General features: G+C 33.6%; 24 protein-coding genes and 1 tRNA gene. 13 read left to right on the forward strand and 12 right to left on the reverse strand.

Translation table 11 applies throughout. The features are described from left to right. The first annotated feature begins 24 nt into the window (after window positions 1-24). The 5 genes from AC4FRF_RS00340 to groL all read left to right on the forward strand — a co-directional run bounded on the left by AC4FRF_RS00340 (window position 25) and on the right by groL (window position 3,877). Window positions 25-528: an LptE family protein gene (locus tag AC4FRF_RS00340; protein WP_491157455.1), complete on the forward strand. Its 504-nt coding sequence runs from the start codon at window positions 25-27 to the stop codon at window positions 526-528. A 69-nt stretch (window positions 529-597) separates the two neighbouring features. Further along, on the forward strand, window positions 598-1,440 hold the full coding sequence (locus tag AC4FRF_RS00345) for a tetratricopeptide repeat protein (RefSeq protein ID WP_491157456.1): 843 nt from the start codon (window positions 598-600) through the stop codon (window positions 1,438-1,440). 6 nt (window positions 1,441-1,446) lie between these two features. Next, on the forward strand, window positions 1,447-1,788 hold the full coding sequence (secG, locus tag AC4FRF_RS00350; RefSeq protein WP_491157457.1) for a preprotein translocase subunit SecG: 342 nt from the start codon (window positions 1,447-1,449) through the stop codon (window positions 1,786-1,788). Between the two features lie 138 nt (window positions 1,789-1,926). After that, entirely contained in the window at window positions 1,927-2,202 is a 276-nt protein-coding gene (locus tag AC4FRF_RS00355; protein ID WP_491157458.1) for a co-chaperone GroES, read from the forward strand. A gap of 43 nt (window positions 2,203-2,245) precedes the next feature. Next, window positions 2,246-3,877 (forward strand): chaperonin GroEL, encoded by a 1,632-nt coding sequence (groL, locus tag AC4FRF_RS00360; RefSeq protein ID WP_491157459.1) that lies wholly within the window; start codon window positions 2,246-2,248, stop codon window positions 3,875-3,877. Between the two features lie 53 nt (window positions 3,878-3,930). On the opposite strand, the gene AC4FRF_RS00365 is transcribed toward groL, so the two are convergent. From AC4FRF_RS00365 to AC4FRF_RS00385, 5 genes are all read right to left on the reverse strand, one after another. After that, the gene (locus AC4FRF_RS00365; RefSeq protein WP_491157460.1) at window positions 3,931-4,611 is read right to left on the reverse strand and encodes a DedA family protein; all 681 of its coding nucleotides are present in this window, start codon (window positions 4,609-4,611) and stop codon (window positions 3,931-3,933) included. 138 nt (window positions 4,612-4,749) lie between these two features. Then, the gene (locus AC4FRF_RS00370) at window positions 4,750-6,105 is read right to left on the reverse strand and encodes an MBL fold metallo-hydrolase RNA specificity domain-containing protein (protein ID WP_491157461.1); all 1,356 of its coding nucleotides are present in this window, start codon (window positions 6,103-6,105) and stop codon (window positions 4,750-4,752) included. 13 nt (window positions 6,106-6,118) lie between these two features. Then, window positions 6,119-6,949, reverse strand: coding sequence for a restriction endonuclease (locus AC4FRF_RS00375; protein ID WP_491157462.1), 831 nt, complete (start codon window positions 6,947-6,949; stop codon window positions 6,119-6,121). Between the two features lie 117 nt (window positions 6,950-7,066). Beyond that, entirely contained in the window at window positions 7,067-7,936 is an 870-nt protein-coding gene (locus tag AC4FRF_RS00380) for a transglutaminase family protein (RefSeq protein WP_491157463.1), read from the reverse strand. After that, window positions 7,926-10,499 (reverse strand): circularly permuted type 2 ATP-grasp protein, encoded by a 2,574-nt coding sequence (locus tag AC4FRF_RS00385; RefSeq protein ID WP_491157464.1) that lies wholly within the window; start codon window positions 10,497-10,499, stop codon window positions 7,926-7,928. Before AC4FRF_RS00385 ends, AC4FRF_RS00380 begins: the two co-directional genes overlap by 11 nt. An 82-nt stretch (window positions 10,500-10,581) precedes the next feature. On the opposite strand from AC4FRF_RS00385, the gene AC4FRF_RS00390 reads away from it, so the two are divergent. After that, on the forward strand, window positions 10,582-11,424 hold the full coding sequence (locus AC4FRF_RS00390; protein WP_491157465.1) for a transglutaminase-like domain-containing protein: 843 nt from the start codon (window positions 10,582-10,584) through the stop codon (window positions 11,422-11,424). 146 nt (window positions 11,425-11,570) lie between these two features. Next, window positions 11,571-14,996 (forward strand): transglutaminase family protein, encoded by a 3,426-nt coding sequence (locus tag AC4FRF_RS00395; protein ID WP_491157466.1) that lies wholly within the window; start codon window positions 11,571-11,573, stop codon window positions 14,994-14,996. 74 nt (window positions 14,997-15,070) lie between these two features. Here AC4FRF_RS00395 and AC4FRF_RS00400 read toward each other — a convergent pair whose 3' ends face one another. Both AC4FRF_RS00400 and xrtF read right to left on the reverse strand, forming a co-directional pair. Beyond that, window positions 15,071-15,520 carry an exosortase F system-associated membrane protein gene (locus AC4FRF_RS00400; RefSeq protein ID WP_491157467.1) on the reverse strand — a complete coding sequence of 150 codons (450 nt, stop codon included), beginning with the start codon at window positions 15,518-15,520 and terminating at the stop codon, window positions 15,071-15,073. Next, entirely contained in the window at window positions 15,510-16,046 is a 537-nt protein-coding gene (xrtF, locus tag AC4FRF_RS00405; protein ID WP_491157468.1) for an exosortase family protein XrtF, read from the reverse strand. Before xrtF ends, AC4FRF_RS00400 begins: the two co-directional genes overlap by 11 nt. Before the next feature lie 79 nt (window positions 16,047-16,125). Here xrtF and AC4FRF_RS00410 point away from each other — a divergent pair, with 79 nt between their 5' ends. The 4 genes from AC4FRF_RS00410 to AC4FRF_RS00425 all read left to right on the forward strand — a co-directional run bounded on the left by AC4FRF_RS00410 (window position 16,126) and on the right by AC4FRF_RS00425 (window position 20,401). Beyond that, window positions 16,126-16,581, forward strand: coding sequence for a GAF domain-containing protein (locus tag AC4FRF_RS00410; RefSeq protein WP_491157469.1), 456 nt, complete (start codon window positions 16,126-16,128; stop codon window positions 16,579-16,581). Window positions 16,582-16,708: 127 nt separating this feature from the next. Continuing rightward, window positions 16,709-17,653 carry an energy transducer TonB gene (locus AC4FRF_RS00415; RefSeq protein ID WP_491157470.1) on the forward strand — a complete coding sequence of 315 codons (945 nt, stop codon included), beginning with the start codon at window positions 16,709-16,711 and terminating at the stop codon, window positions 17,651-17,653. A gap of 150 nt (window positions 17,654-17,803) precedes the next feature. Next, window positions 17,804-18,073 (forward strand): 30S ribosomal protein S15, encoded by a 270-nt coding sequence (gene rpsO / locus AC4FRF_RS00420; RefSeq protein ID WP_035661095.1) that lies wholly within the window; start codon window positions 17,804-17,806, stop codon window positions 18,071-18,073. A gap of 183 nt (window positions 18,074-18,256) precedes the next feature. Then, window positions 18,257-20,401 (forward strand): polyribonucleotide nucleotidyltransferase, encoded by a 2,145-nt coding sequence (locus AC4FRF_RS00425; RefSeq protein ID WP_491157471.1) that lies wholly within the window; start codon window positions 18,257-18,259, stop codon window positions 20,399-20,401. Window positions 20,402-20,478: 77 nt separating this feature from the next. On the opposite strand, the gene AC4FRF_RS00430 is transcribed toward AC4FRF_RS00425, so the two are convergent. Beyond that, window positions 20,479-20,952: a hypothetical protein gene (locus tag AC4FRF_RS00430; RefSeq protein ID WP_491157472.1), complete on the reverse strand. Its 474-nt coding sequence runs from the start codon at window positions 20,950-20,952 to the stop codon at window positions 20,479-20,481. A 239-nt stretch (window positions 20,953-21,191) separates the two neighbouring features. Between AC4FRF_RS00430 and AC4FRF_RS00435 the strand changes: the two genes are divergently transcribed. Then, window positions 21,192-22,055, forward strand: coding sequence for a sigma-70 family RNA polymerase sigma factor (locus tag AC4FRF_RS00435; protein WP_007804760.1), 864 nt, complete (start codon window positions 21,192-21,194; stop codon window positions 22,053-22,055). A 154-nt stretch (window positions 22,056-22,209) separates the two neighbouring features. Beyond that, complete coding sequence (gene rpe / locus AC4FRF_RS00440) at window positions 22,210-22,872, forward strand: ribulose-phosphate 3-epimerase (protein WP_491157473.1); 663 nt, start codon at window positions 22,210-22,212, stop codon at window positions 22,870-22,872. 36 nt (window positions 22,873-22,908) lie between these two features. Here the strand turns inward: rpe and AC4FRF_RS00445 are convergent, their stop codons facing one another. The 4 genes from AC4FRF_RS00445 to ftsZ form a co-directional block, all read right to left on the reverse strand. After that, window positions 22,909-23,727: a zinc-dependent peptidase gene (locus AC4FRF_RS00445; protein WP_491157474.1), complete on the reverse strand. Its 819-nt coding sequence runs from the start codon at window positions 23,725-23,727 to the stop codon at window positions 22,909-22,911. 90 nt (window positions 23,728-23,817) lie between these two features. Next, window positions 23,818-23,891: transfer RNA gene (locus AC4FRF_RS00450), tRNA-Arg, on the reverse strand. Between the two features lie 79 nt (window positions 23,892-23,970). Continuing rightward, a complete protein-coding gene (locus AC4FRF_RS00455) occupies window positions 23,971-24,420 on the reverse strand; it encodes a GatB/YqeY domain-containing protein (RefSeq protein ID WP_491157475.1) in 450 nt (149 codons plus the stop codon). Between the two features lie 178 nt (window positions 24,421-24,598). After that, complete coding sequence (gene ftsZ / locus AC4FRF_RS00460) at window positions 24,599-26,584, reverse strand: cell division protein FtsZ (protein WP_491157476.1); 1,986 nt, start codon at window positions 26,582-26,584, stop codon at window positions 24,599-24,601. Between the last annotated feature and the right edge of the window lie 11 nt (window positions 26,585-26,595).

Below are 26,595 nucleotides of genomic sequence, written 5' to 3' on the forward strand. Positions count from 1 at the left end.
CATTTGGAATTTCTCTTAAGGCATATGAAAAAAATACATTTATTATTATTCCTAATCGTTTTGTTTATCACTAACAGCTGTGGAATATACAACTTTACCGGAACCGGAAAAATTGACGCTAAAACCTTTCAGGTGAATTTTTTTCAAAACAATGCCGAATTAGTTGAACCAGGAATTGATAGAACTTTCACACTGGCACTCCAAGATATTCTTCAAAGTCAAACCAATTTAAACTTAGTAAAAAACGGAGCTGATTTAACCTATGAAGGAGAAATTGTCGATTACCGAATCAGTCCAATGACGGCTACCGCTGACCAACAAGCTTCGCAAAACCGATTAAAAATTAGAGTAAACGTACGATTTTTTAATAAAAATAAAGAGACTGACGATTTCGAAAAAACATTTGAATTTTATTATGATTACCCAGCACAGACACAGCTGCAAGGTGCTATATTAAACACAGCATTAAAAGAAATTTTTGATAGAATTACCCAAGATATTTTTAATGAATCATTAGCCAAATGGTAAAATGTTGATTCGGTTATTTGTTGATTCGATTATTCGATAACCAAATAACCAAATAACCAAATAAAACTTATGAACGTCACCGATTATACTTATTTAATTAACAAACCCAACACTATTTCCGAAAAGCAAACCCTTGCTTTAGAAAAGGTATTGGATGAGTTTCCGTATTTTCAAAGTGCTAGAGCCTTGCAATTAAAAGGTCTTTATAATGAAAGTAGTTTTAAATACAATTCGGCGTTAAAAGTTACAGCTGCACATACTACAGACAGAGCTGTTTTATTTGATTTTATCAGTTCGGAAGAATTCAATACCATTCAAAAAGAATTATTTGAAAAGAAAACAAACGAACTGCTTTCCATTAAGGTTATTGATAGTATCGAAATTGTTCCAAATAAAGTAATCCTCGCTATAGAAAACAGTCCTGTTTTAGAATCTGAACCTTCGAACGAAATTGAAGATCCTACAAGCTCAGCTTCTCCAGAAGAGAATTTAGAACTAGGCAAGCCACTAGAATTTTCTAAAAGTGAAACCCATTCCTTCCAAGAATGGCTTCAACTTTCAAGAATACAACCGATAAACAGAGAGCAGGAAACCAAAGTAAATCCTGCTACTACTAAGATTGAGGACGAATCTAAGAAGAAAAAAGAAGCTATAATAGATAAATTTATCCAAAGCAATCCTAAGATTTCAGCAGTGAAACAAGGAACTTCTCCTAGCATCACAATTGACATTAATAAAGAAGACACTACTTCGCTGATGACAGAGACTTTAGCTAAGGTATATTTAGAACAAAAAAAATATCAAAAAGCAATTCAAGCTTATGAAATATTAATTTTGAAATATCCAGAAAAAAGTAGTTTCTTTGCAGACCGCATATCGGACATTAAGATTTTACAACAAAACAATAATTAAGTAATAATGAGCACATTTTCAATTTTTTTAGTTTTAATAACAATAGTTTGTTTCCTACTGATTGTAGTAATCATGGTTCAAAACCCTAAAGGTGGCGGTTTGTCATCTTCAATTGGTGGTTCACAAATGTTAGGTGGAGTACAAAAAACAACTGACTTTTTAGACAAAAGTACTTGGACATTAGCCATCGTTTTAATCGCTTTGATTTTATTATCAAGCTTAAGCTTTACAGGATCTTTAAGCGATACTGATTCTAAAATTATTGACAACACTGAGGCTGCTGCTCCTGCAACAACACCAGCTGCCCCTGCTGCTCAACCAACTGAGCCAGCTGCTCCTGCAAAATAATCCTTATTTTATATAGATTAAAAAATGCCAGCCTGTCAAAGCTGGCATTTTCTTTAAGAAAAATTGTCAGTCAAAATGGAATGGCATAATTTCTGAATGGCAAAAAGCAAATTAATAATTAATTAAAATTTAAAAATCATGACATTAAACATTAAACCACTTTCAGACAGAGTGCTGATCGAACCAGTTGCAGCTGAAACTAAGACGGCGTCAGGGATTTTTATTCCAGATACTGCCAAAGAAAAACCACAAAAAGGAACTGTTGTAGCCGTAGGAAATGGCACAAAAGATCATGAAATGACTGTAAAAGTTGGAGACAGCGTACTTTACGGTAAATATGCAGGTACCGAATTAAAATTAGAAGGAACAGATTATTTGATTATGCGTGAAGACGACATTTTAGCAATTATCTAAAATCAAAATACACAAATAAACGAATCAACAAATAAACATAAAAATGGCAAAAGATATAAAATTCGATATTGAAGCACGTGACGGATTAAAACGCGGTGTTGATGCATTAGCAAATGCAGTAAAAGTAACTTTAGGACCTAAAGGTCGCAATGTAATTATTGGTAAAACTTTTGGAGGACCAACTGTTACTAAAGACGGTGTTTCTGTTGCAAAAGAAATTGAATTAAAAGACCCATTAGAAAACATGGGCGCTCAAATGGTAAAAGAAGTGGCTTCTAAAACTAACGACTTAGCTGGAGACGGAACTACAACCGCTACCGTTTTAGCACAAGCTATTGTAAAAGAAGGTTTAAAAAACGTGGCCGCTGGAGCCAATCCAATGGATTTAAAAAGAGGAATTGACAAAGCAGTTGAAGCTATTGTTGCTGACCTTGCTAAACAATCACAAGTAGTAGGTAGCGATTCTGATAAAATCAAACAAATTGCTTCTATCTCTGCTAACAATGACGAAGTAATTGGCGAGTTAATTGCTACTGCTTTCGCAAAAGTTGGAAAAGAAGGAGTTATCACTGTTGAAGAAGCAAAAGGAACTGATACTTTTGTTGATGTTGTAGAAGGAATGCAATTTGACAGAGGATACCTTTCTCCATATTTTGTTACAAACTCTGAAAAAATGGAAGTGGAATTAGACAGCCCTTACATTTTATTATACGACAAAAAAGTTTCTTCATTAAAAGAATTATTACCAGTTCTTGAGCCAGTAGCGCAATCAGGAAAACCATTATTGATTATTGCTGAAGATGTTGATGGTGAAGCACTTTCTACTTTAGTAGTAAACAAATTACGTGGAGCATTAAAAATTGCAGCTGTAAAAGCACCTGGTTTTGGAGACAGAAGAAAAGCAATGTTAGAAGATATTGCTATCTTAACTGGAGGAACAGTAATCTCTGAAGAAAGAGGATACACGCTTGAAAACACAACTATCGAAATGCTAGGAACTGCTAAAAGAGTGGCTATTGATAAAGACAATACTACAATTGTAAGTGGTGCAGGTGAAGCTGAAATGATCAAAAATCGCGTGAACCAAATTAAAGGTCAAATGGAAGTAACTACTTCTGATTATGACAAAGAAAAATTACAAGAACGTTTGGCTAAATTAGCAGGAGGTGTTGCCGTACTTTATGTAGGTGCTGCTTCTGAAGTAGAAATGAAAGAGAAAAAAGACCGTGTAGATGATGCTCTTCACGCAACTCGCGCAGCAGTTGAAGAAGGAATTGTTGCCGGAGGTGGTGTAGCTTTATTAAGAGCTAAAACTGTTTTAAGCGCCCTTATTGCTGACAATGCTGACGAAGCTACAGGAATTCAAATCGTTTCTCGCGCTATCGAAGCTCCATTAAGAACTATTGTTGAAAATGCAGGTCTTGAAGGTTCAGTAGTTGTTGCTAAAGTTGCTGAAGGAAAAGGTGATTTTGGATACAATGCTAAGACTAACGAATATGTTGATATGCTAAAAGCAGGTATTATCGATCCTAAAAAAGTAACTCGTGTAGCATTAGAAAATGCAGCATCAGTTTCAGGAATGATCTTAACTACTGAATGTGCATTAATCGACATTAAAGAAGAAAATGCTGGTGGCGGAATGCCAATGGGCGGTGGAATGCCAGGCATGATGTAATCATCAATTGAATAACACAAAAAAAATCCGAAGTTTTCACTTCGGATTTTTTTTTATTCTTTAGTAGTCGTCTTTTTAGTTAATTTAAGAATAACGGGAGACAATGTCACAAATACCAGTCCGATTACAATAATCTCAATGTGCTCTTTTAAATCTATCTGGTAATTTTCCAATAAAAAGCCATACAAATAATGTCCTGAAAATATTAAAGTAAAAGACCAAAGAAAAGAACTCACTACATTATAAAACATGAATTTTTTTCTATCCATAGTTACAATTCCTGCTACAATTGGAGCAAAAGTTCTAAAAATAGGCAAAAATCTAGCAAATATTATCGCTCTTCCACCGTGCCTTTCAAAGAAATCTTTAGACTGAATAAGGTATTTTTTCTTAAACCAAATACTATCTTCTTTGTTATACAAATAATACCCGCTCTTAGCACCAAACCAATAGCCCACAATATTTCCTAAAATACCTGCAAACCCAACCATAGTAGATAACAAAGTTACATTGACAAAATCACTATCAATAAACAGTATATTTTCTATTAATTCTCTATTATAAATTCCCGCAAGAAAAAGCAAACTATCTCCCGGCAAAAAGAAACCTGCAAACAATCCTGTCTCCGCAAAAACAATAAATAATACAATATAGACACCTAATTTTATTCCATTTATATCAAAATGAATATAAAAAAGTGGGTCAATTAAATTCTTCCAATCAAAGCTATTCATTCTTACGGATTTTAATCAAAATATTTTGAGCGTGAAAGTAAGAATAAATTATTTCAACCACAATTTATTCATTTCTTTTAAAGTTTTATTAACGATAAAAAAAGCTCTTTTTTTATCAAAAAACACTTTTATATTTCATTAAAAATCAAATTCTTGCCCCATTAAAGGAATTGAACAATTAAATCCGTAATGTTCTCTAATTTTAATACGCAATTCATCTGCAGCAACATGTTCACCATGAACTAAGAAAACGCGATGTGGTTTCTTCTCTAAATCAGACAACCAATCCAACAAATCAGCCTGATCGCCATGTGCCGAAAGCCCATTTATTTCTACAATTTTAGCACGTACTTTATAATATTCTCCAAAAATTTTAATTGACTTAGCTCCTTCTATCAATTTTCGTCCTCTAGTTCCTTCGGCTTGATAACCAACTATGATAATTGTAGTTTCGGGAATGACAATATAGTTTTCTAAATAACTCAAAACACGACCTCCTGTAATCATTCCACTTGCGGCAATTACCACTTTAGCCCCTTTATTATTTATGGCCGCTAGCGTTTCTTCGTAATCCGAATTAATTACAAACATTTTACTCATAGCCTGACAATCGGCTATACTTAATTTATGCCATTGGGTATTATTAAAGAAAACCTCAAAAGCCCCCACTCCCATTGGAGAATCAACGATATAAGGAATATCTGGAATTCTTCTTTCTTTTTTCAATTCCCATAATAAAAACATGATACTTTGTGCACGTTCTACTGCAAAACTGGGAATAATCACTGTTCCACCTTTTCTATAGGTGGTATTAATATAATTTTCCAATTCTAATTTAGGATCGGTATCAGGATGCAGTCGGTCTCCGTAAGTGCTTTCTAAAAAAACCAAATCTGCTTTTTTAGGTTTTGTTGGTTGAGTCAATAAAACATCGTTATCTCTACCTAAATCACCAGAAAAAACCAGCATTTTCCCTTCTAATTGCACACTAATACTACAAGCTCCAATGATATGTCCTGCTAAAAAAAACTCAGCGTCAATTCCTTCTTCTATTGTAATCTTATTTTCAAGAGGAACAACAGTCAATAAAGGAAATACTTTTTTAGCTTGTTCCACGGTGTACAAAGGTTCGGCTATTTCATGTTTAGAACTATTTTCGGAATTTGCTTTTTTAGCATCTTCCTCTTGAATTTTAGCACTATCTACCAAAATTAATTTGGTAATTTCCATTGTAGGACTTGTGCAGTAAATTTTCCCATTAAAACCTTGACTAACTAATCTAGGCAACCAACCGCAATGGTCTAAATGTCCATGAGTAAGCAATACAAAATCAATTGTAGAAGCCAAAATAGGCAAAGGCTCCCAATTGAGTTCGCGCAAAGGTTTTATTCCTTGAAACAATCCGCAATCAATTAAAAAACGACTTCCATTGCTTTCTATTAATGTTTTAGAACCTGTTACCGTTCCTGCTGCTCCTATAAATTTAATTTTCATACTATTGGCTTTATTAATAACATTTACACAAATCGGCTACTTCTCTTAAAACATTTTTTATTCGATTAGGACTAATTCCAATTTCTTTTAAATCCGTTCTATTATCTACTAATTCTTTGACTAAAATGATATCTAACAGCAATAACTTTTCCTTTTCCGCCTTAGTTAAGGTGGTCAAACAGGTTACTGGATACAAACAATCATGGTTATTTCTAGATTTTAAACTTCTTTTTTCGGGATAATCCCAGCTTAATAAATTAATTCCAGAACATTCTGCAAAAGCAATCGCATCGGCTGTAAATCGGGTATTAGTAACAATCCAACAATGAGCTATTTTTTCTTTATTCGAAAAAAGAGTATAATCATTCACTCGTAAATCATTAAATCTTGAAAAAACATACAAAGGCACTTTTACATCCGAAGCAGCTTCTCTTCCTCCATGAAACTTACATTCTACCATAGAAACCACATTGCTTTTTTTTATCAAAATATCCACTTCATGCATGACACAATTGCCTTGCAAAACCACATTAGTTTTGATTTCATACCTATCGGCTTCAAAAAGGCGCGCAATGTATTTTTCAAAATAAAAACCTTCGGGTCCTAACATTTCTATAGCCGCTCTAAGATTATAGCGGGCTGCATGAGATTTCGTATGCTTTTTGAGTAAGCTAAAAGCTTTTTTATAGATGCTTTTAGTCGAAATTCCTTCATAAATATCATTGGTAATTTCTTTAAGAATAGCTTCTGCTGTAAAAGCATCAGCTCCTGATTTTAAAAGAGAAGCAACAAGTTTATCTGGATTAAAATTGACAACTGCTCCTGAATGTTTTACAACTTTCATATCGTATAAATTACTAATTATTTCTGTAATAGATTACTTTAAAGTTACAAAAAAATATTAGCAATTGTGTTTCTGAAAATAAAATACAGGAATAAAAATAAACCAATTGAAACTTAATTATGCAATTGGAATTACATCGACTTCTACTTTTACTTTATGCGCTCCTGAACTAAAAAGAACTCCTTTTAGTGGAGAAATATCCGAATAATCCCTTCCGTAAGCTGTAACAATATGACGTTCTCCAGGCACTAAATTATTGGTTGGATCAAATTCACACCAACCCATTCCTGGCACATACACCGATACCCAAGCATGAGAAGCATCTGAACCTTGTAATTTTGCTTTTCCTTTTGGCGGAAGTGTTTCTAAATACCCACTCACATAGCGGGCTGCAAAACCTAAACTTCTCAAAGCAGCAATCATCAAATGGGTAAAATCCTGACAAACACCTTTTCGCTCTTTTAAAACCGTTTTAATTGGAGTATTTAATGTTGTTGCTCCCGATTTAAATTCGAATTCAGTAAATATTTTTTCGGATAATTTTAATACAGACTCGTATAAAGCTTGATCCGGAATCAAACAGGTTTCGGCAAACTGCTTTACCTCATCATCCCAAAAAATAAAAGGACTCGCCAACTGAAATTGCAACAATTCATTTTTTAAAGTTAGATTTGTTTGGAACAAATCTAAAGCTTCTTGACAAGTACCATTGTTTACAAATAACAATTTAGGAGGCAAAACTTCAACTATACTGGTAGCAACAACCTCTAAAGTTTCATGCGGAATCAAAATAGAAAAATAATACTGTGTATTGTTAAAATAGTCTTTTCTGGCATATAAATTCTGAGGATTGGGTTGTATCGTTAATTTAAAATCTTCACAAATTTGCATGTCCGAATTTACAGGATGCAAACAAACGATACATTGGTAATTATGAACCGAATTCAAATAGCTGTAAGTAGTTTTATGTATGAGTTTATATCTCATCAGAATTGTTTTTATCTGTGGCTAAAAATGAAAGTTGCATCACCGAATGGTTAAAATACAAACTGGACAAACTAGTGGTTACCGACGAAATTAGATCCGAAACGGTATTAATGGTTTCATCTAATTTTTGTCTGTAATTATTCCCATCAGCTTGTTCTAATTCCTCAGGATCAATTAATTTAATAATTGTACTGGCCTCTAAAACCTGTTTTTCGGCAACATTTAACTGATTGAAAGCTGATTTTCTAGGTAAATTTGAAATATTATACGAAAGAGTATCTAAAATATAAGCTAGTGTATAAGGAGAATTTTTCTCCAAAAACAACATGTTTATAATAGTCACTAAATTCATTTCTGATTTATAAATACTTCTGTATTGCGCCAATAAATTATGATTTTCTAAAACCGATTCTAACAAAAGTTGTTCGGCTTCTTTACTCCTTTTAAAACAAAATAAAGTTTGAAAAACGGAAATAAGCGACAAGAAACGCTCAATATTTTTTCCTGCTTCAAACAAATAAAAACCACTTTCTCTAGGAAAAGTTTCATAGGTATTTCCGTAAAAAGCCATCAACCTAATATACAATTTATCTAGTCCATGAGTAGTTTGATTAATGTTTTGAGCACCACACGCTTTTATACCCGTAAAACTATCTTCTATTAAATTGATTATTCTCTTAGTATCGTGATTCCATTTTTCACTAATATTATTGATGGAATATAATAAAGACTGCACATTATAAGCTACTGAACCTTCCTTTTTAGGATCATTAATTAGTACAATTAATTCAGCCAAAGGCTTCTCAAAAATTGCCTCATCTTCTACCCCATCCTCACCTACAAATCCTGGATAAGTTTGGGTAAGATGCGTAAGCGCTTTTAGCAATACAATTAAAAACTCAGGTTGTTTTTTGCCTTTACTACTTACGTTTACATTGAGTTTATTGAAAATTATCTTTAAAAAACTGGTCAACACTAATGTTCTTTCAGACAATCTTCCTACCCAAAATAAATTCTCTGCATTTCTACTAGTCAAAACAGCACTTCTAGGTACCGGACTTGTTTTTTTAATTTCTAAAATTTGATCCTGCTGTTCTTGTTGCTCTTGCTGATTATCGGCTATTACCCAAGTATCTTTAGAAATCCCTCCAAATTGATTCGAAATTTGAAATTCATCTTCCACTACAGAACTTCTGGTAAGTCCTCCTTTCATTACTTTAAAATTTTTTCCATCAGAAACCACATAAGCTCTAATAACTGCAAGCCTTGGAAGTATTTTACCATTAATTAAAGAAGGTGTTGTTGACAAACTTACTTCTTCCTGTGCAACGTATTCTTTGGGATTTTTTAAAATTGCAGCTTTGAGTTCCTTTATTTGTTCTTCATTCAATTTACGCCCATAAATGGATTTTTGACCCGAATTTCTATTGGTCTTTTTAATAATTAATTTAGGTAAATTATTGATAACATAATTCAACTCCTTTGTTTGACCGCACCACCAAGTAGCGGTAGAATTCATTATTAAAGGTTCTTTCAACAAAAATTTACATGCATTTTGTATAAATGCCATCAATCCGTGATTTTCTAGAACAGAAATCCCCGGTGGATTAACCACTGTTACATTTCCTAAACGCATGACTTGTAATAATCCAGGAATTCCTAAAAGCGAGTTTTTATTCAATTCTAAAGGATCACACCAAACATCATCAACACGTTTAATAATAACATCAACACGCTCCAATTGATCAATGGTTTTTAACCAAACATAGCCTTCTCTAACTAACAAATCACTTCCTTCAACTAAGGTATAACCTAAATAAGAAGACAAATACACATGCTCAAAATAAGTTTCGTTCCCTCCTCCAGGAGACAAAAACACCACGTTAGGATTATCGGTATTAGCTCCAAATTTACCAACGGTTTTTTGAAGCTCTAAAAAGTAAGGTCCTAACTTATTTCTATTTATATTTTTATTAAGCTCTGGAAAAGCATTTGCCATTACAATTCTGTTTTCTAGCGCATAACCAGAACCTGATGGCGATTGAACTCTGTTATCTAACAACCACATTTTCCCGTCAGGACCACGGGCAATATCGCAAGCTAAAATTAAAAGTTGATGAAATGCCTTTTGCTTGATATCAAAACAAGGTCTTAAAAAACCTAAATTATCATATACTAACTCAGCAGGAATAATATTATTTTTAATTAAAAGTTGTTCACCATAAATATCTTTATAGATTAAATCCAATAAATTGGCACGTTGAATCAAACCTTTTTCAATGGTTTCCCATTCAGATTGATGAATGACAAAAGGAATAGGATCTAATTTCCACGGACGCACAAATCCGTTTTCTGAGTCATATACATTATACGTAACACCATTTTCTTTTAATTTATGAACTATTGCTTTATTGCGAATAGCCAGCTCATCCATGCCAAGCGACTCTAAAGTTTCAAAAAGTGTAGCCCAATAAGGTTTGACTTCTCCATTTTTATCAATAACTTCATCGTAGGATTTAATAGTTTCTTTATAAGACTCTATATAAGATAATGGCGTGCTCATTTAAGGTATTTAAGTAAAACAAATCTACATTATTTTTTCGCAAAAAAGCATTGAATATCCTCAATATTAGTACATTTACTTTATGGAATTCAAACTAAAAACCACAATAAATTACGATATTTACGCACCCACCACGTTTGTATTTAATATTCAAGCCTTAAAAAGTGCATCGCATCAAAAAATAATATCCGAATCCTTAGATATTACAGCTGGTTTACCATTTAAAGAATACCATTTAAAAACCACAACGGCTCGATTCATCAAATTAAAAGCTAGCGCATATATTCCTTTTTCAATTAATTATGAAGCTCGAGTTAGAACTAAATTTAAGTTGATCTCAAGAAAGAAACTTTTAAAAAACACTTTTGTTTTTGATTTACCAAATGACATTATTCCTTATTTATCCCCAAGTAGACATTGTCCATCTGACAAATTAGTAGAATTTGCTTTTTCTAATTTTGCTCATTTCTCAACAGATTTAGAAAAAGTACTTGCCATAAACGATTGGGTATACCATAATACACAATACATCTCAGGTTCTACCGATGCAAATACAACTGCTCTAGACACTTTGAATCAAAGAGAAGGTGTTTGCAAAGACTTTGCCCATCTGGGTATTGCACTTTGCAGAGCATTAACCATTCCTGCTCGCTATTTTACCTGTTATGCCAGCGATATCAATCCGCCGGACATTCACGCCTGTTTTGAAGTTTATTTAGGAAATACTTGGATACTATTTGACCCTACCCGATTAGCCTCTTTAGATAAAATCGTAAAAATTGCCCATGGCATAGACGGCTCTGAAATTGCAGTAGCCAGTTTTTTTGGAAATGCTTTTTGTAGCTACATGAATACCGAATGTTCTTCCTTAAACGGTGATTCTGAAGCATTTTCTCCTTCAGACTTATTTTTTATTTCATATTAAAGTGATGTAAATTTTACACATTACATAATTTCACCTCTCTAAATTATCATTCTGCTATTTCTTGTTTTAGTTGATTTTTTTTTAATTATCAAACAACATTAATACCGTATTTTTAAGTAAATTTTAGAAACTAAAAACCCGATATTATGTCTGTAAAAATCGCTATTTCACACAAGACAACGTATAAATTTGACCGAAGTGTTAAATTATTCCCTCATGTTTTTAGACTTCGCCCCGCCGCACATTCTAGAACAGCAATTGAAGGCTATTCCTTTAAAATTAGCCCCGAAAATCATTTTATCAATTGGCAGCAAGACCCTTTTGGAAATTACCAAGCCCGAATTGTTTTTCCAGAGAAAATTAAAGAATTAAAAGTAGAAGTAGAAGTAATTGCTAAACTGCAAGTTATTAATCCATTTGATTTCTTTGTAGAAGAATATGCCGAAGAATTTCCTTTTACTTATGATAAAATACTGCAACAAGAATTAGTTCCTTATTTAGAATTAAGTGAAGAGAGTCCTATATTTCTAAAATTCATTGAAAATATCTCATTAAATAAATCGATTAAAACCAATGATTTCTTAGTTTACTTGAATCAAGAAATTTACAAAACACTAAAATACAATGTCCGAATGGAATCGGGAGTTCAAACACCCGAAGAAACCCTAAGGATAAAAAGTGGTTCTTGTAGAGATTTTGCCTGGCTGTTAATTCATGTTTTACGAAACTTTGGACTAGCAGCCAGATTCGTTTCTGGCTATATCGTTCAATTAGCTCCTGATATTAAATCTCTTGATGGTCCTTCAGGTCCAGAAAATGATTTTACAGATTTGCACGCCTGGGTAGAAGTTTACTTGCCTGGAGCAGGTTGGATTGGGCTCGATCCTACTTCAGGACTTTTTGCAAGCGAAGGACACATTCCGTTATGTTGCACGCCACATTATAAAAGCGCCGCTCCTGTAACGGGAGCCACCGAAAAATGTGAAGTTGGTTTTGAATTTGAAAATATAGTTAGCCGCATTCACGAAGACCCACGAGTTACAAAACCTTACTCCGAGAAACAATGGGAAGACATCATGAAAGTAGGTAATGTGGTCGAAAAAGATTTGGTTGATGGCGATGTCCGTTTGACTATGGGAGGTGAACCTACGTTTGTTTCCATTGATGATTACGAATCTCCCGAATGGAATACCGCAGCCGATGGACCTCTAAAAAGAAAATTAGCTTATGACCTAGCACTTCGTTTAAAACAACGATTTGCACACGGAGGATTGTTGCATTTTGGACAAGGAAAATGGTATCCTGGAGAATTATTCCCGCGTTGGCAATATGCTTTATACTGGAGAAAAGACGGATTACCATTATGGAAAAACGATGCTTTAGTAGCCAAAGAAGGAGAAACAAAATTCACTTTTCATGATGCTGAAAAATTCACTACCGAATTGACCAAATACTTAGGAATTGACACTAAAAACATTACTCCAACCTATGAAGACCCTATTTATTGGGCTTTAGAAGAAGGGAAACTCCCCGTAAATTTAGATCCTTTAAAAGTAAATTTAAAAGATTCGATACAAAGACACAATCTGGCAAAAACTTTAGAAAAAGGACTAAATAATCCATCGGGTTTTGTATTACCCATACGCAAAAATCATGTGGAAGATAATTGGGAAAGTTGCGCTTGGGAATTCAGAAGAGGAAACTGCTTTTTAATTCCTGGAAATTCCCCAATAGGATTGCGATTGCCATTAGATTCTCTTCCAAAAGTTTCAAAAAACAAAAGAGAGACGGTTGTTGACCGAAGTCTATTTGAAGATTTACCTGCCTTAGGCGACTACAATGAAAAAGTAAAAAAACGCTACGGAACCATTTCGAAACTATTCGAAGCAGCTAAAAGAATTTTAACCAAAAAAGAAACCGAAGACAAAGAAAAAGATGCTTTGTTATTTGAGGTCGACACTTTTAACACTGCCTTATGTGTGGAAGAACGAGATGGTATGCTGTATGTTTTTCTACCACCAACAGACTATTTAGAAAATTATGTAGATTTAATTACTTCTATTGAAAATACCGCAGAATTATTGCAAATGCCAGTGCGAATTGAAGGCTACCAACCTAAAACAGATTATAGGGTAGAAAAGATGATGGTGACTCCTGATCCTGGTGTCATTGAAGTAAATGTACATCCCGCCAAAACATGGCAAGAAATTGTTGACAATACAACCGCTTTATATGAAGAAGCTTTCTTGTCCCGTTTAGGAACCGATAAGTTTATGGTTGATGGTAGACATACTGGAACTGGCGGAGGAAATCACGTTACTCTGGGTGCCGAAAGACCCGAAGACAGTCCGTTATTAAGAAGACCTGATTTATTGCGAAGTCTTATCACTTATTGGCAACATCACCCTGTTTTAAGTTATTTGTTTGCAGGTCCTTTTATTGGGCCAACCAGTCAAGCACCGCGTATTGATGAAGGAAGAGACGAACGTTTGTACGAAATGGAAATTGCCTTTGAGCAAATCCCTAAGGATAAAGAAGTGCCTTTTTGGATGGTGGACCGAATTTTCAGAAACCTATTAACCGATATTACAGGAAATACACATCGCACCGAATTTTGCATCGATAAACTATATTCACCTGATTCATCCACAGGCAGACTTGGGATTTTAGAACTTCGTGCTTTTGATATGCCTCCGCACAAACATATGAATTTAGTTCAAAATTTACTCGTTCGCGCTTTAGTCGCTAAGTTTTGGAAAAATCCATACGAGAAAAAACTCATTCGTTGGGGAACGGAACTGCATGATAAGTTTTTGCTGCCTCATTTTGCTTATTTGGATATGATTGATGTGGTAAATGATTTAAAAGATGCTGGTTATCATTTTGATATTTCTTGGTTCGATCCATTTTTCGAATTCCGATACCCGCATCATGGAAGCTTAACTATAGACAATATTCAATTAGAAATTAGACTCGGAATTGAACCTTGGCACGTATTGGGTGAAGAACTTTCTAGTTCAGGAACTTCTCGATTTGTAGATTCTTCACTGGAACGATTACAAGTAAAAGTTTCTGGAATTGTCCCTGATCGTCATATTTTATTATGCAAAGGATGTAGAATTCCGTTACGAAATACGGGAACTAAAGGAGAATATGTAGCTGGAATTCGATACAAATCTTGGAATCCACCATCTGCATTGCATCCTAATATTGGAGTTGATGTCCCGCTAGTTTTTGATTTGGTAGATACTTGGAACAATAAAGTTATTGGTGGATGTACCTATTTTGTAACCCATCCTGGAGGAAGAAGTTTTGATACCTATCCAGTAAATAGCTTTGAAGCAGAATCCAGAAAAATGAGTCGTTTTTGGGATTTTGGGCATACTCCATTTTCAGCCATTGAGGAAAAAGAGAAAGAACAAGACAAAGAAACTTCTTCTAACAGCACGGCTGCTTCTCGTTTTTTAGTCGAATCAAAATCCAATCTTAGACCAGATACTCCTATTGAACTTATCAATCCTGAGTATCCCTATACTTTAGACTTAAGACATTTTTGGACTGGGAAAATATAAATAAGAAGCTACTATAAAAAGGGTTTGCTATTATCTGATTAAAATGAGTCAGAAAATAGCAAACCATACTTTTTTTAAAAACTATTTCTTATTTTCTGATAATAAAAACCAGGAATGAAGAGCAAAACAAAAATAGGCTGAATTAAAAATCGTCGAACGTAAAACAGCAAAAAATTATTAGTTGAACCGTATATCTGAATGATTCCCAAAAAAGCAATCAGTAATACAAAAAAGGTAACGAGATATAGCAGAATGGAAAACTGAATCATCATTTTATCTTTAAAAATCACATAAATCAATCCCAAAGAAATGAGCATATTCAAGCCATATCGTAACATTAAATTCAAAATCAATCGTAACGTATCAAAATCAGGCAAAGGCATTCTATTAAAATCACTTCGGAAATAAGCTAAAAAAGGATCATAAAACAAAAAATCCTCGTTAAAGCGCAACAAGATAAAACAAAACAACAAGGCTGTTATGTACAATGATTTTAATCCTCGAGAATAGATCTTATTTTGCATATGTCGAAAATTTATTTACCCAAACTACCCATAAAACAAATACTACTCCATAGATAAAAAGAGGAAAAACAATCTCGTGCAAGAAAGCTTCATGCTGAGGAAACCAATATAAAGCTACTGATAACAAAGCAATCCGAACTACATTAAAAATGTAAACCAAAAAGCTTCCTCCAAAAATAAAAAACAGAGTAGGTTTTAACTTTCCTGAAAAAGAAACCACAAATGAAATATATAAGATGATAACACTAATAGCATTACAACCTTCAATTATCCTAGCAATGGCTTTCTGATTGTAGTTCAAAATGATATAAGGGGTATTTAAAACTTCTTGAGCTTGAAAATCAACCCGAAACAATGCGAGCAACTGCTCTGTATTACGAGCCACAAATTGAGTAATCCTATCTACCGAATTCCCATCATATAAAGACAAATAGCCTTGGTAAACTAAACTTAAAACTAGATAAGTGAAGAAAAATTTAGCCAAGAAAATTAAAAACGGACGATATAGAATAAAGTATTTTTTCAAACTTTAATTTTTTTAACCAAAATTAATCTTTTTAAAAGCCACTTTGAAATACTTTTGTATCAAATTATAAAAGTGAAACATGAAACTTACAGAACTTCATCAGCCAATTACTACTATAACAACGAATAATTTATTGACTCGAGAAGAAAAGCTCTTGGCTATTTGTGAGTTTTTAAACAGTTCTGTTTCCTATTATAACTGGGTAGGCTTTTATTTTGCCAATCACGAAACACAAACTTTACACCTTGGTCCTTACGTAGGCGATCCAACTGACCATACTGTGATTCCATTCGGGAAAGGCATCTGCGGACAAGTAGCAGTTTCAAATTCTAATTTCGTTGTTCCGGATGTAAGTGCCCAAGACAATTATATTGCCTGTAGTTTTACGGTGAAATCAGAAATTGTTGTGCCATTATTTGTGAATGGTGTTAATATTGGTCAAATCGATATCGACAGTCATGTTATTGATCCGTTTACCGAAAAGGACGAACGTTTTCTGGAATTTGTCAATCAGCAAGTAGCCAAACTTTTTTAAATATTTTTTTTTACCATCCAAAAGCAATTCGATAGAGTTGCTTTTTTTTACAGTTGAATTATTTTTTACATGTAGTACAATACTGTAATACTTTTCATTTATATTTGAAAAAAAATACAACCGAAAAATGAAAATAAAAAATTTAACCACAACTTTATTATTAGTTTCAGCAACTTTATTTGCGCAAGAAAACGAAAACAAAATTTTCACTCTCGATTCATTACACAATCTCACCAATAAAGAAAAAATCTTTTACACCCGAGTTGTAGAAAATTACAACACTAAAAAAGACTTATATAAAGTAACAGAATATTATCATCCTTCAGGAAAATTGAGCATGATTGCCACCTCTAAAAACAAAGACATTTTACGATTAGAAGGCATACGACTTGACTATTATGAAAATGGTAATAAAAAGAAAGAATCCAATTATGTAGACAACAAATTAAGTGGATTACAAACCGAATGGTATGAAAACAACCAAAAAAAATCAGAAAAAGAAATGTCTTGGGATGATAAAAATAAAGAAACAAAATCAAAAATTCTCCAATTTTGGAATCCCGAAGGTAAAAAAACAGTAACAGATGGTAATGGACTGGTTGAAGAAACAGGAGATGAATTCTATGAAAAAGGAGAAATAAAAGACGGAGAAAAACAAGGTATTTGGGAAGGCAAAAGCATTAAGAGAAACTATACATTTACTGAAATTTATAAAAATGGTGAATTTAAGTCAGGAATTAGTACCGACGCTGGAAACAACAAATATCCTTATAAAATTCAATTCAAAAAACCCGAACCAAAAAAAGGAATAATGGACTTTTACCAATTTATTGGAAAAAATTATAAAATGCCTGATACACCAGGATTAAAAGGAAAAATATACGTAACTTTTGTAGTTGACAAAGATGGAAGTCTAACTGATTATAAATTACTCAAAGACATAGGTTACGGTACGGGAGAAGAAGCTATAAGAGTATTGCACAAAGCAGAAAAATGGATACCCGGAAAAATGAAAGGAGTTCCTACTAAGGTATTGTATTCTTTACCAATAACTATTCAATCACCAAATTAATAATAACCATAACTGTTAAAAACACAAATCCCCGTTGGTAACAAACTGACTTGAAAATTTATATTGTCAATTCAAAATAAAGTATTACTTTTGCTGCCGTCTTACAATAATTGTTGGACATACATAAAAATCATTTAAAAAAATATTAGCATGTATTTAACTAAAGAAGGAAAAGCGGAAATTTTCGCTCAACACGGAGGAAAAGCAGAAAACACTGGATCTGCAGAAGGACAAATCGCTTTGTTCTCATTCAGAATCAACCACTTGACTGAGCATTTGAAAAAAAATCGTCACGATTACAACACAGAGCGTTCACTAGTGAAATTAGTAGGTAAAAGAAGATCTTTACTTGACTACTTGAAAAAGAAAGATATCAACAGATATCGTGAAATTATCAAAGTATTGGGTATCAGAAAATAATCAATACAAAAAAGAGGTGCGCAAGTACCTCTTTTTGTTTTTAACAAAATTACCTCCTACTACCGCTATGGTATTGGGCAAAATAAAAAAAAGTTTGGTTTTTCATTGGGTATTACGCATTAACTACGCACAACAACTACAACACAACTATCACCCGTAGTATAAACCAAAAAAGGAAAATTTATGATTCCACAAGTAAAACAAGAAATTATCGATTTAGGGGATGGAAGAAGCATCTCAATCGAAACAGGTAAATTAGCCAAACAAGCTGACGGTTCAGTAGTAGTTCGTTTAGGAAATTGTATGTTGCTTGCAACAGCAGTATCAGCAAGAACTTCTAACCCAGGTGTTGACTTTTTACCACTTACGGTAGATTACCGTGAAAAATTTGCAGCTGCAGGTCGTTTCCCTGGAGGTTTCTTTAAAAGAGAAGCTCGCCCTAGCGACAGTGAGGTATTAACAATGCGTTTAGTTGACCGTGTATTGCGTCCACTTTTTCCAGACGATTACCACGCAGAAACTCAGGTAATGATTCAGTTAATGTCTCATGACGATAACGTTATGCCAGATGCATTAGCTGGTTTAGCAGCATCCGCAGCTTTAGCAGTTTCTGATATTCCATTTTACAATTTAATTTCAGAAGTACGTGTTGCACGTGTGGATGGTAAATTAGTGATCAACCCAAGTAGAGAAGAATTAGAAAAATCAGACATCGATATGATGATCGGTGCTTCTATGGATTCTGTTGCAATGGTGGAAGGTGAAATGAAAGAGATTTCAGAAGCCGAAATGATTGAAGCAATTAAATTTGCTCACGAAGCAATCAAAGTACAAATTGCAGCGCAACAACGTTTAAGAGCGGCGGTTGGAAATCCTGACTACAGAACTTACGAAGGTGAAGTAGAAGACGAAGCTGTTTATGCAAAAGTAAAAGCAGCTGCTTATGACAAATGTTATGCTATTGCAGCAGAAGCATCTGGAAAAAGCGAAAGAGGTGAAAAATTTGCTGCTGTAAAAGAAGAAGCAAAAGCTTTATTTACAGAAGAAGAATACGCTGAAAATGCTGATTTAGCTGGTTTAGTTGGAAAATATTTCTACAAAACCAACAAAGAAGCTGTTCGTAACGTAATTCTTGAACAAGGAATTCGTTTGGATGGTAGAAAAACAACTGAAATCAGACCTATTTGGTGTGAAACAGATTATTTACCTTCTGTACACGGTTCTTCATTATTTACACGTGGAGAAACTCAAGCTTTAGCTACAGTAACTTTAGGAACTTCTAGAGAAGCGAACCAAATCGATTCTCCATCTGAACAAGGTGAAGAAAAATTCTACTTACACTATAACTTCCCTCCTTTCTCAACTGGTGAAGCTCGTCCATTAAGAGGAACTTCAAGAAGAGAAGTAGGTCACGGAAACTTAGCTCAAAGAGCATTAAAAAACATGATTCCTGCTGATTGTCCTTACACTATTCGTGTAGTTTCAGAAGTACTAGAATCTAACGGTTCATCGTCTATGGCAACAGTTTGTGCTGGAACTATGGCTTTGATGGATGCTGGGGTTCAAATGGTAAAACCAGTTTCTGGAATTGCTATGGGATTAATTACAGATGGTGAAAAATTTGCTGTACTTTCAGATATTTTAGGAGACGAAGATCACTTAGGTGATATGGACTTTAAAGTTACAGGTACTGCTGACGGAATCACTGCTTGTCAAATGGACATCAAAATTGATGGATTGCGTTATGACATCATGGAACAAGCTTTATCTCAAGCTCGTGACGGACGTTTACATATCTTAGGAAAACTAGTTGAAACTATCGCTACTCCTAGATCTGATGTTAAAGCACACTCACCTAAAATCATTACTAGAACTATTCCAGGAAACTTTATTGGAGCATTAATTGGACCTGGAGGAAAAGTAATTCAAGAATTACAAAAAGCTACTGGAACAACTATCGTAATCAACGAAGTAGACGAGCAAGGAGTTATTGAAATTTTAGGAACTGATCCTGCTGGAATTGAAACAGTATTAGCTAAAATTAAATCTATTACATTCAAGCCTCAAGTAGGAGAAGCTTATGAAGTAAAAGTAATTAAAATGCTAGATTTTGGTGCTGTAGTTGAATATACTGAAGCACCAGGAAATGAGGTTTTATTACACGTATCTGAATTAGCTTGGGAACGTACTGAAAACGTAACCGATGTAGTAAATATGGGTGATGTATTCCAAGTAAAATACTTAGGAGTTGACCCTAAAACTAAAAAAGAGAAAGTGTCAAGAAAAGCACTTATCGCCAGACCTCCTCGCGAGGCTAAACAAGAGTAATCAGATCTTAGTTTACTAAAGGTTTATTATAAAAAATCCCGTTCACCTAGGTGAGCGGGATTTTTGTATTTCAATATCTATTTATCAAGATAAGTTTTATTTCCGTTGCTATTTATATAATACTTTCCTCCTTTTGGACCTGTATACACTTTCTTACCATTATATGTTCCCGTAACCTTATCTTTTGTTACTGAAGTATTGGTTTTTATTTTTGCCTCTTTAGCTAATGCATTGTCTTTTGCTATTTGTGCTTTATTGGCTGACATATTAGTTCCAGCTTCTTTCTTATCCTTTAGCTCTTTTTTTGCACCGCTTGTCAAAGCAGATTTTTTCTTGTCAACAGCTTCTTTTTTGGCTTTAGCCTCGTCAGCTAATTTCTTTTTTTTCTCAGCTACAGTCATTGTTTTTTCTTTCGCTTCTTTGTCGATTTTTTTCTTCTCAACAACCACTTTTTCTTTTTTTTCCTTTAACACAGTACTACCTACTGTTCCTTGAGCATAAAATTGGTTTGAAAAAACCAACAGCAAACCAAACAAAATCATTTTTTTCATGACACTATCGTTTTAAAATTAGATACTACTAAATTTAGCAAACTTTGCAATGCAAAAACCTGCATTTACATTTAATTAACACCATAAAAAAAAGATATAAAACACTTACAATCAACAAACAAAAGCTTCCCTACTAACTGAGGTTGAAATTATATAAATTATTTTCAAATTCTTGTAACTTTTTCACAACTTCATACGTATAACCATTCGTACACTATAAAAATTGGGACAACAAAATCATGAGACAACTTAAAATTACCAAGCAGGTTACCAATCGTGAAACTGCTTCATTAGACAAATATTTACAAGAAATTGGAAAAGTTGACCTTATTACTGCTGACGAAGAAGTAGAATTAGCACAACGCATCAAAGCTGGAGATCAAAGAGCACTTGAGAAATTAACAAAAGCCAATTTACGTTTCGTTGTTTCCGTTGCAAAACAATACCAAAATCAAGGATTAACACTTCCTGATTTAATTAATGAAGGAAATTTAGGTCTAATCAAAGCAGCACAACGTTTTGACGAAACACGTGGTTTCAAATTCATCTCGTATGCGGTATGGTGGATTCGCCAATCTATCCTTCAAGCTTTGGCTGAACAATCACGTATTGTACGTTTGCCTTTAAACAAAATTGGTTCTATCAATAAAATCAACAAAATGTATGCTTTATTAGAACAATCTAATGAGCGTCCACCTTCTGCTGAAGAAATTGCAAAAGAACTTGATATGACTGTAAATGACGTTAAAGAGTCTATGAAAAACTCTGGCCGTCACTTATCAATGGATGCACCTCTTGTGGAAGGAGAAGATTCTAATCTTTATGACGTATTGCGTTCAGGGGAATCTCCAAATCCAGACAGAGAATTAATCCACGAATCTTTACGTACTGAAATCGAGCGTTCATTAGAAACATTAACTCCAAGAGAAGCTGATGTGGTTCGTTTGTATTTTGGCCTTGGCGATCAACACCCAATGACTTTAGAAGAAATTGGAGAAACTTTCGACCTGACTCGTGAGCGTGTACGTCAAATTAAAGAAAAAGCAATTCGCAGATTGAAACATACTTCAAGAAGTAAAATTTTAAAAACATACTTAGGATAATTTTCCCATAATTAATTATTTCTAGTAGAAAACTCCAGTTCAAACTGGAGTTTTTTTTATTACAAACAGAATTATAAAGCAACAAATCACTTTGTTTAAAAGCCATTTGATTTTGTACCTTTGCAAAAAAAATTAAACACACAACACAACCACAATGAAAAACACACTTATTGCACCGTCAGTTCTCGCTGCAGATTTTGCCAATCTACAACGCGATATTGAAATGATTAACATTAGTGAAGCAGACTGGTTTCATATTGACATCATGGATGGCGTTTTTGTTCCTAATATCTCTTTTGGAATGCCTGTTTTGGAAGCTATCAAAAGACATGCTACAAAAACCATTGACGTTCACCTGATGATTGTAGAACCAGATAAATACATTTCTACATTTAAAAAACTGGGAGCTGACATCCTTACGGTTCACATTGAAGCCTGTCCTCATCTACATAGAACAATACAGGCAATCAAAGCAGAAGGAATGAAAGCCGGAGTTTCACTAAACCCACACACCAGCGTTGATTTGCTGGAAGATGTTATTAACGACATTGATATGGTTTTAATTATGAGCGTGAATCCAGGTTTTGGCGGACAATCGTTTATTGAAAATACTTATGATAAAGTTAGAAAGCTGAAAGCTTTAATTGACAGAAAAGGCGCTTCAACTATTATCGAAATTGACGGCGGTGTTACAAATAAAAATGCAGCCCAACTAGTAAAAGCTGGAGCTGATGTTCTTGTAGCAGGAAGTTATGTTTTTGGTGCAGCTGACCCCATTGCAACAGTAGCTGATTTAAAGAAAATCACTTCATTATAACAAATCAAAAGTCCCTTAATTGGGACTTTTTTTTACTTAAACTGATTCTTTAAAATTAATCATCTTAGCAATAATCTGAAATAATTCTGGGTGTTGCTTTCTAAATACTTCAGGAGTCTCAAAAAAGTGTTCTAAAATTACAGACAAAAACTCAAACTGATTTTCATAAGCATACAATCTAAAATAAGCTTTGGAACGTAATTCTGCATTTAAACTTTCATCGGTATAATAACGTGTTAATTTATTAAACTCATCATAAAAGATTACAGCACTTGGATCATTACTCTTTAAGCTATGAAAATGCAAAGCATGAGCAAATTCATGCAAACCTAAATTAAGATTATCATTGGCTGTTGTATGACCTAAAATAAAATCTTCCCAAGAAAAAACAATGGATTTCATTCGAGGATTAAATTCCCCTTTGTGATATACCTTATTCAAAGTAGAATAATAACTGGATGGATAAATAACGATTCTCGAAAACAAATCAATCAAATATTTCCTAATACCAAAAGTCAACATTACATAAGTTCCGGCAATGAGTATTTTCATAAATTCAGTAACAACCACATCTTCCTTAGCCACAAAATCATATTTTACTAAAAACTCTTTAATTCTATGCTCAAAATACCTTTTCTTTTTTAGACTAAGCCGATTATAAAAAGGAAAATTATCTTCTAAAATTACTATTTCCTCCGAACTTAGTTTTTTAGGAAAAGGATAAAAATATAAAAACAAAGGTTTTTTATAAACCAACACATACACAGGCTCAATAATTCGAAAAAGAATAAATTGAAGAATCAGTATTCCCAAAAACAGAACAATACAAACTTGAAACACTAAATTCAACGCCATATATAATATTAAATTTAAATCCAAATTAAAACAAAAAGCTCCAAAAACAATCAAAGTATCTTGATTATTTTTGAAGCCTGTTTGTATTTGTGACCGCGGAGGGGTTCGAACCCCCAACCCTCAGAGCCGAAATCTGATATTCTATCCAGTTGAACTACGCAGTCAGTTTATTTATGATTTAAGAATTCAGATTTTAGATTATCATTCAAAATCTAATATCTGAACTCAAAAGTCTAAAATTATTTATACTAATAATTTTTTCACAATAGTAGAAACTGTTTTCCCTTCGGCAGTTCCTCCTAATTGTGCAGAAGCCAATCCCATTACTTTTCCCATAGAAGCAATTCCAGAAGCCCCTGTTTCTGCAATAATCTTAGCAATTACAGCCTCGATTTCAGCCTCACTCAATTGAGCTGGCAAAAACTTTTCAATTACAGCTACCTGAGCTAATTCTGGTTCTACTAAATCAGGACGATTTTGCTCTGTATAAATTCTTGCGCTTTCTTTACGCGTTTTCACTAAACGTTGTAGCAATTTAATTTCTTCATCTTCTGAAATTTCTTCTTTTGTTCCTGAAGAAGTTTGAGCTAAAAGCAATTCTGATTTTATAGCTCTTAAAGCTTCTAATGCCACTGTATCTTTGGCTTTCATGGCTGTTTTCATTTCATCCATGATTTTTGTTGATAAACTCATTTATATTTTTTATTAATGAGCATTACTGCTCAATTTGACATTTACTTATGCAAGGAAGTTTATAAAGACAAAATGCTATTACAAACATCAACAGTGTCTCAAACTCTGTGCGAAGGTAAAAAAAATAACCCGAAAATTAAATTCAATTTTCGGGTTATTATCTCGGAAATTAGAGTTACTAATCTACGTTGTCATGCAAATAAGAATTATTAGAACGCAATTGTAAATCATTATTACTATCTGTTCCAACAGAAATTCTTGAATTCGAATTGTTTGTTTGATTGTTTGAAATATCAATACCTAATCTTTTATAAGCAGGCTCTTTTTCATATTCATCAATCTTTGAAACATTATTATGAAACTTATAATTGAATTCTTTTAATTTTTTTCTTCTCTCATCTGCTCTTAAACGCAATGTCTCTTCAATAGTCATTTCGATAGGAGAAATATCCTCAGCATTTGAAAAATCTTCCGGAGCTGCTTCTACTTTTTTCATCGTAATATTTAACTCCTCAGGAATCACTTCTTCAACTACTTTTTCAACTGGTTTAGCCGATGATAATTCATTTTCAGCTTCCATATATTCCTCAAGAGAATATCTAATCACTCCATTATCTGACAATTCAGTAACAGGTACAAATTGAACTGCCTGATTTACTTTTATTTCTTTAGTTTCATTTGTCAATTCAAACAAAACTTTTTCTTCTTTTTCCTGAACTGGCTCTGATTTTACTGGTTCTGATTTAAAAAGTGGTAAATCAAAAGAAATAGAAGTTTGCTCTTGTTTATCGATAGCTTTTGACTCTTCAATAATTGGCTGTTTTACTTCTTCTACTTTTGGTGTAGAAAATGTAAATTCTTCTTCTTTAATTGGAGAAACAATTTCGAAAGTAACATCGATATTTTTAATAAATTCAGACATTGCCATCAATTCTTCGTTTCCCGCAACAGGAACTACTGGCTCATCAGCAGCTACAGGAGCTATTGGAGTTGCAATTATTTCTTCTTCATCATCAATTAAATCAAAAACAACTCTATCTTCCGTTTTGCTTACTGGCTTATCAATGTTTAAATCAAAAGCTGCAACTGGATTATTACTTAGATTATGAACACTTCTTTGTTCATCCTCCAAAGTATGAATGATTTTTTTTGGTTCAGTATTTACAATTCCGTTTTGTTGTTCAATATCAAATCCTGTAGCAATAATAGTCACTGCAACAGCATCACCCAATGTTTCATCTTCTCCAACCCCCATGATGATATTAGCATTATAACCCGCTTCACTTTGAATGTGGTCATTGATTTCACCAATTTCATCTAAGGTAATTTCGTTAGAACCAGAAACGATGAGCAACAATACGTTTTTGGCTCCTGTAATTTTATTATCATTCAACAATGGAGAATCTAAAGCTGCAATAATAGCTTCTTTAGCTCTGTTTTCACCTGAAGCTACAGATGAACCCATGATAGCCGTTCCACTATTTGCTAAAACAGTTTTAGCATCACGTAAATCAATATTTTGAGTATAGTGATGTGTAATTACCTCAGCAATTCCTCTTGAAGCAGTTGCTAAAACTTCGTCAGCTTTAGAGAAACCTGCTTTAAACCCAAGATTTCCGTAAACTTCTCTTAATTTGTTATTATTGATAACAATTAAAGAATCTACTTGTTTGCGTAATTTTTCGATACCAATAAGCGCTTGTTCCTGACGCACTTTACCTTCAAAAGTAAATGGCAAGGTTACAATTCCTACAGTAAGAATTTCTCTTTCTTTAGCCAGTTGAGCAATTACAGGCGCAGCACCTGTTCCGGTACCTCCACCCATTCCGGCTGTAATAAAAACCATCTTAGTATTACGATCTAACATTTTTTCAATGTCAGCGATACTTTCAATAGCTGATTGTTGTCCTACATCAGGATTAGCTCCAGCCCCAAGTCCTTCAGTAAGGTTTACCCCTAATTGAATTTTGTTAGGTACTGAACTGTTTTGTAATGCTTGTGAATCCGTATTACAAACAATGAAATCAACTCCTTTGATTCCTTGCTTAAACATGTGGTTGATAGCATTACTTCCTCCTCCACCTACACCTATTACTTTTATTACATTTGATTGATTTTTAGGTAAATCAAATGAAATACTTCCAAATTCTGAGTTGCTCGTCATATTATTTGGTA

The sequence above is a fragment of the Flavobacterium sp. ST-158 genome, from assembly GCF_058309975.1.

What these genes read in the sequence shown, in the direction of transcription:
- AC4FRF_RS00340 (WP_491157455.1), top strand. Translation starts at nt 25, where the DNA reads ATGAAAAAAATACATTTATTATTATTCCTAATCGTTTTGTTTATCACT.
- AC4FRF_RS00345 (WP_491157456.1), top strand. Translation starts at nt 598, where the DNA reads ATGAACGTCACCGATTATACTTATTTAATTAACAAACCCAACACTATT.
- secG (WP_491157457.1), top strand. Translation starts at nt 1,447, where the DNA reads ATGAGCACATTTTCAATTTTTTTAGTTTTAATAACAATAGTTTGTTTC.
- AC4FRF_RS00355 (WP_491157458.1), top strand. Translation starts at nt 1,927, where the DNA reads ATGACATTAAACATTAAACCACTTTCAGACAGAGTGCTGATCGAACCA.
- groL (WP_491157459.1), top strand. Translation starts at nt 2,246, where the DNA reads ATGGCAAAAGATATAAAATTCGATATTGAAGCACGTGACGGATTAAAA.
- AC4FRF_RS00365 (WP_491157460.1), bottom strand. Translation starts at nt 4,611, where the DNA reads ATGAATAGCTTTGATTGGAAGAATTTAATTGACCCACTTTTTTATATT.
- AC4FRF_RS00370 (WP_491157461.1), bottom strand. Translation starts at nt 6,105, where the DNA reads ATGAAAATTAAATTTATAGGAGCAGCAGGAACGGTAACAGGTTCTAAA.
- AC4FRF_RS00375 (WP_491157462.1), bottom strand. Translation starts at nt 6,949, where the DNA reads ATGAAAGTTGTAAAACATTCAGGAGCAGTTGTCAATTTTAATCCAGAT.
- AC4FRF_RS00380 (WP_491157463.1), bottom strand. Translation starts at nt 7,936, where the DNA reads ATGAGATATAAACTCATACATAAAACTACTTACAGCTATTTGAATTCG.
- AC4FRF_RS00385 (WP_491157464.1), bottom strand. Translation starts at nt 10,499, where the DNA reads ATGAGCACGCCATTATCTTATATAGAGTCTTATAAAGAAACTATTAAA.
- AC4FRF_RS00390 (WP_491157465.1), top strand. Translation starts at nt 10,582, where the DNA reads ATGGAATTCAAACTAAAAACCACAATAAATTACGATATTTACGCACCC.
- AC4FRF_RS00395 (WP_491157466.1), top strand. Translation starts at nt 11,571, where the DNA reads ATGTCTGTAAAAATCGCTATTTCACACAAGACAACGTATAAATTTGAC.
- AC4FRF_RS00400 (WP_491157467.1), bottom strand. Translation starts at nt 15,520, where the DNA reads ATGCAAAATAAGATCTATTCTCGAGGATTAAAATCATTGTACATAACA.
- AC4FRF_RS00410 (WP_491157469.1), top strand. Translation starts at nt 16,126, where the DNA reads ATGAAACTTACAGAACTTCATCAGCCAATTACTACTATAACAACGAAT.
- AC4FRF_RS00415 (WP_491157470.1), top strand. Translation starts at nt 16,709, where the DNA reads ATGAAAATAAAAAATTTAACCACAACTTTATTATTAGTTTCAGCAACT.
- rpsO (WP_035661095.1), top strand. Translation starts at nt 17,804, where the DNA reads ATGTATTTAACTAAAGAAGGAAAAGCGGAAATTTTCGCTCAACACGGA.
- AC4FRF_RS00425 (WP_491157471.1), top strand. Translation starts at nt 18,257, where the DNA reads ATGATTCCACAAGTAAAACAAGAAATTATCGATTTAGGGGATGGAAGA.
- AC4FRF_RS00430 (WP_491157472.1), bottom strand. Translation starts at nt 20,952, where the DNA reads ATGAAAAAAATGATTTTGTTTGGTTTGCTGTTGGTTTTTTCAAACCAA.
- AC4FRF_RS00435 (WP_007804760.1), top strand. Translation starts at nt 21,192, where the DNA reads ATGAGACAACTTAAAATTACCAAGCAGGTTACCAATCGTGAAACTGCT.
- rpe (WP_491157473.1), top strand. Translation starts at nt 22,210, where the DNA reads ATGAAAAACACACTTATTGCACCGTCAGTTCTCGCTGCAGATTTTGCC.
- AC4FRF_RS00445 (WP_491157474.1), bottom strand. Translation starts at nt 23,727, where the DNA reads ATGGCGTTGAATTTAGTGTTTCAAGTTTGTATTGTTCTGTTTTTGGGA.
- AC4FRF_RS00455 (WP_491157475.1), bottom strand. Translation starts at nt 24,420, where the DNA reads ATGAGTTTATCAACAAAAATCATGGATGAAATGAAAACAGCCATGAAA.
- ftsZ (WP_491157476.1), bottom strand. Translation starts at nt 26,584, where the DNA reads ATGACGAGCAACTCAGAATTTGGAAGTATTTCATTTGATTTACCTAAA.